The organism is Bradyrhizobium genomosp. III (genome assembly GCF_000261705.1).
GTDB lineage: Bacteria > Pseudomonadota > Alphaproteobacteria > Rhizobiales > Xanthobacteraceae > Bradyrhizobium > Bradyrhizobium ottawaense.
The window spans coordinates 1-3,694 of sequence record NZ_AJQF01000442.1 but is presented as its reverse complement, the minus strand read 5'-3'; the positions used below and the strand labels follow the sequence as shown (position 1 = coordinate 3,694).

Here is a 3,694-nt window from a genome sequence, read left to right as displayed (position 1 = left end):
TAGCCACTGGCGGACGTGGTGACGGGGACTCGGAGTGGCCGACCTCGCGACAAACTTCATCCTTTGGGTATGGGTCCCGGATCTGCGCGCGCCTATGGCGCGCTTGTCCGGGACGACAGCCGATATGCGCCCCTACTTCTTGAAAAAACTGTTCGCCGCGTCGCGCGAGGCGCGCTTCTTCGTGGCGGCTTCTTCCAGCCTTGCGATCTCGGTCTTGAGCAGCGTGACGCGCTCGGCCAGTTCCTCGACCGACAAGAGCGAGAGGTCCTGCCCGATGTCATGGCTGATCTTCTTGCGCGGGCGGTCGTCGTCTTCCGTCGCCATCCTCGTTCCTCCTGCGTTCGCGCACACAATGCCGAGGCGGTTGCCAGCTTGGATCACGCTGGCTAAGCAAGGGCCTCGTTCATCCCGCACCTTCACCCAAGGACACATCATGGACAAGCTACCCGCGCAAATGACCGTGGTCGCCATCTCCAAGCCCGGCGGACCGGAAGTGCTGGTGCCGGAACAACGCAGCATTCCGCAGCCCGGTCCTGACGAGATCCTGGTCAAGGTGCAGGCCGCCGGCGTCAACCGGCCCGACGTTGCGCAGCGCTCGGGGGCCTATCCGCCGCCGCCCGGCGCCAGCGACCTGCCCGGTCTCGAGATCGCGGGCGAAGTGGTTGCCGTCGGCAGCAATGCCAAGCGGCACAAGATCGGCGGCAAGGTGATGTCGCTGGTCGCCGGCGGCGGCTATGCGCAGTACTGCATCGCCCAGGATGCCCAGGCGATGAGCGTACCGCCCGCGCTGTCCATGAAGGAGGCCGGCGCGCTGCCGGAAACCCTGATGACGGTCTGGCACAATGTGTTCGAGCGGGGTGGCCTGAAGGAAGGCGAGACGCTGCTGATCCATGGCGGCTCCTCCGGCATCGGCACCATGGCGATCCAGCTGGCGAAAGCGTTCGGTGCGAAAGTGTTCGTCACCGTCGGATCGCAGGACAAGATCGATGCCTGCCTCAAGCTCGGCGCCGACCGCGCCATCAACTACAAGACCGAGGACTTCGTCGCCGTGGTCAAGGAAGCGACCAACAAGGAAGGCGTCAACCTGATCCTCGACATGGTCGCGGGCGACTATGTCGACCGCAATTATGATGCCGCCGCGCTCGATGGCCGCATCGTGCAGATCGCGACCCTCAACGGGCCCAAGGTCAACGTCAACATCGCCAAGGTGATGGTGAAGCGCCTGACCCATACCGGCTCGACACTGCGTCCCCGTAGTAATGCGGACAAGGCGGCGATGGTGGCCGCGATCGAGGCGAAAGTGATGCCGCTTTTGCGCGAAGGCCGCGTCAAACCGCTGATGGACAGCACTTTCCCCCTGGAAAAGGCAGCCGATGCGCACCGCCGCATGGAAACGAGCGCACATATTGGCAAAATTGTGTTGGAGGTCTAGGCCTCCGGCCCACAGGCGGCGGCGGAAACCCTTTGATTTTCCTTGCTTTCGTGGCATCTATCGCGACGCACCGAACGGTTTCCGTCCGGTCTGAAATCGTCTTCACCTGAAGAGTTTGCGTCGAACGCGGAGAACTGGCCTTGCGTCTGATCAGGTGCCTCGCGCCCATCGCGCTGGGCCTCATGATTCTTGTCGCCGCGCATCCCGCGCGCGCGCTCGACGCCGTCAGCGTCCGCAGTGACGCGCCCGCGATCGACCTCACCGGCGTGCTCGAGCATCAGCGCAGCGATGCCGATCGCATCCAGGTCTCCACCGCGCCGGGCACCGACGGCATCGTCCGCCGCATCGAGGTGCGCGCCCGCGAGGGAGGCCAGAACTGGGTGGTGTTCGCGCTCGCCAACAACACCGACGACCAGCTCGACCGCCTGATCGTCGCCCCGCACTACCGTATCGTCTCCTCGGGGCTCTTGTGGCCCGACCTCGGCCTGTCGCGCATCGCGACCATCACGCCCTCGACCGGCGACCGGCCGGAGCGGCAGGAAAGCCCGACCGCCGACGTGTTCCGCGTCACGCTCGACCCCGGCGCCGTCATCACCTTCGTCGCGGAGCTGCGCACCGACAAGCTGCCGCAGCTCTATCTGTGGGAGCCTGAAGCCTACAAGGACAAGGTCAACTCGTTCACGCTGTACCAGGGCATCGTGATCGGCATCTCGGGCCTGCTGGCCTTGGTGCTCACCATTCTGTTCGTGGTGAAGGGCAGCATCATGTTCCCGGCCGCCGCGGCGCTGGCCTGGGCGGTGCTGGTCTATATCGGCGTCGATTTCGGCTTCTGGGGCAAGGTGCTCGACATGTCGAACAACGCCGAGCGCATCTGGCGCGCGGCGGGTGAAGCGATTCTGGCGGCCACGCTGCTGGTGTTCCTGTTCGCCTATCTCAACCTCAGCCGCTGGCATGTGCGCTATTCGCACATCACGGTGGGCTGGCTCGCGTTCCTGGGGTCGCTGGTGGCGCTGGCCCTGTTCGATCCGGCGGTGGCCTCCGGCATCGCGCGCATTTCGCTGGTGCTGATCGCCTTCGCGGGCTTCGCGCTGATCGTCTATCTCTCCACCCACGGCTTCGATCGCGCCGTGCTGCTGATCCCGACCTGGTTCCTGCTGGTGGTCTGGGTGGTCGCGGCCGGCATGACGGTCGCGGGTTCCGTGACCAACGACATCGTCGGTCCCGCCCTGCTCGGCGGCCTCGTGCTGATCGTGATGCTGATCGGGTTCACGGTGATGCAGCACGCTTTTGCCGGCGGCGGCGCCACCACCGGCGTGGTCTCCGACATCGAGCGGCGCGCACTGGCGCTGGCCGGCTCCGGCGATCTGATCTGGGACTGGGATGTTTCCGCCGACAAGGTCTTCACCAGCCCCGAAACCGAAGCCCTGCTCGGCCTCAAGCGCGGCACGCTCGAAGGGCCCGCGGCCTCCTGGCTAGAGGTTCTGCATCCGCTCGACCAGGATCGTTTCCGCGCCGCGCTCGACAGTGTGCTCGACCAGCGCCGCGGCCGCCTGGTGCAGGATTTCCGCCTGCGCACGCCGGACGGCCATTTCATGTGGTTCGCGCTGAAGGCGCGGCCGGTGGTCGGCTCCGACGGCGAGGTCTCGCGCGTGGTCGGCACACTCACCGACGTCACCGAGCTGCGCAACGCCGAGGAACGCCTGCTGCACGATTCCGTGCATGACAACCTCACCGGCCTGCCCAACCGCAAACTGTTCATGGACCGGCTGGGTGCGGTGGCGCATTTCGCCAAGACCATGCCGACGCTGCGACCGACGCTGATGGTGATCGACCTCGACCGCTTCAAGCAAGTCAACGATTCCGTCGGCATCGCGGTCGGCGATTCCATCCTGTTGACGCTGGCCCGCCGCCTCACCCGCATCCTGAAGCCGCAGGACACGCTGGCGCGGCTTGCCGGCGACCAGTTCGGCCTGATCCTGCTCTCGGAGCAGGACCCGGCCCGCATCACCGCCTTCGCCGAGACCATCCGCAAGACCATCCGGGCGCCGATCGCCTTCAACGATCGCGAGATTTTTCTCACGGCCTCGATCGGTCTCGCCCTTTCTGATCCGCAAGTTCAGCTCACGGACGAGATCATCAAGGATGCCGAGCTTGCGATGTATCACTCCAAGCGCATCGGCGGCGACCGCATCGACGTCTACAAGCCCGCGATGCGCGCGCGGAAGACCGATCGCCTGACGCTGGAGAGCGAACTGCGCCGCG

The 3,694-nt window shown here is 65.7% G+C and carries 3 protein-coding genes; 2 read left to right on the top strand and 1 reads right to left on the bottom strand.

What is annotated here, in order from left to right; genetic code table 11:
- Window positions 1-132: 132 nt before the first annotated feature.
- Window positions 133-324, bottom strand: coding sequence for a DUF1192 domain-containing protein (locus IC66_RS0135070; RefSeq protein WP_028142042.1), 192 nt, complete (start codon window positions 322-324; stop codon window positions 133-135).
- Between the two features lie 109 nt (window positions 325-433).
- Here IC66_RS0135070 and IC66_RS0135065 point away from each other — a divergent pair, with 109 nt between their 5' ends.
- Window positions 434-1,432, top strand: coding sequence for an NAD(P)H-quinone oxidoreductase (locus IC66_RS0135065; protein ID WP_038950768.1), 999 nt, complete (start codon window positions 434-436; stop codon window positions 1,430-1,432).
- Between the two features lie 140 nt (window positions 1,433-1,572).
- The coding region (locus IC66_RS0135060; RefSeq protein WP_049806715.1) for a diguanylate cyclase domain-containing protein at window positions 1,573-3,694 on the top strand (2,122 nt) is incomplete at its 3' end.

Coding starts and splice junctions, on each gene's coding strand:
- IC66_RS0135070 (WP_028142042.1), bottom strand. CDS start 324: ATGGCGACGGAAGACGACGACCGCCCGCGCAAGAAGATCAGCCATGAC.
- IC66_RS0135065 (WP_038950768.1), top strand. CDS start 434: ATGGACAAGCTACCCGCGCAAATGACCGTGGTCGCCATCTCCAAGCCC.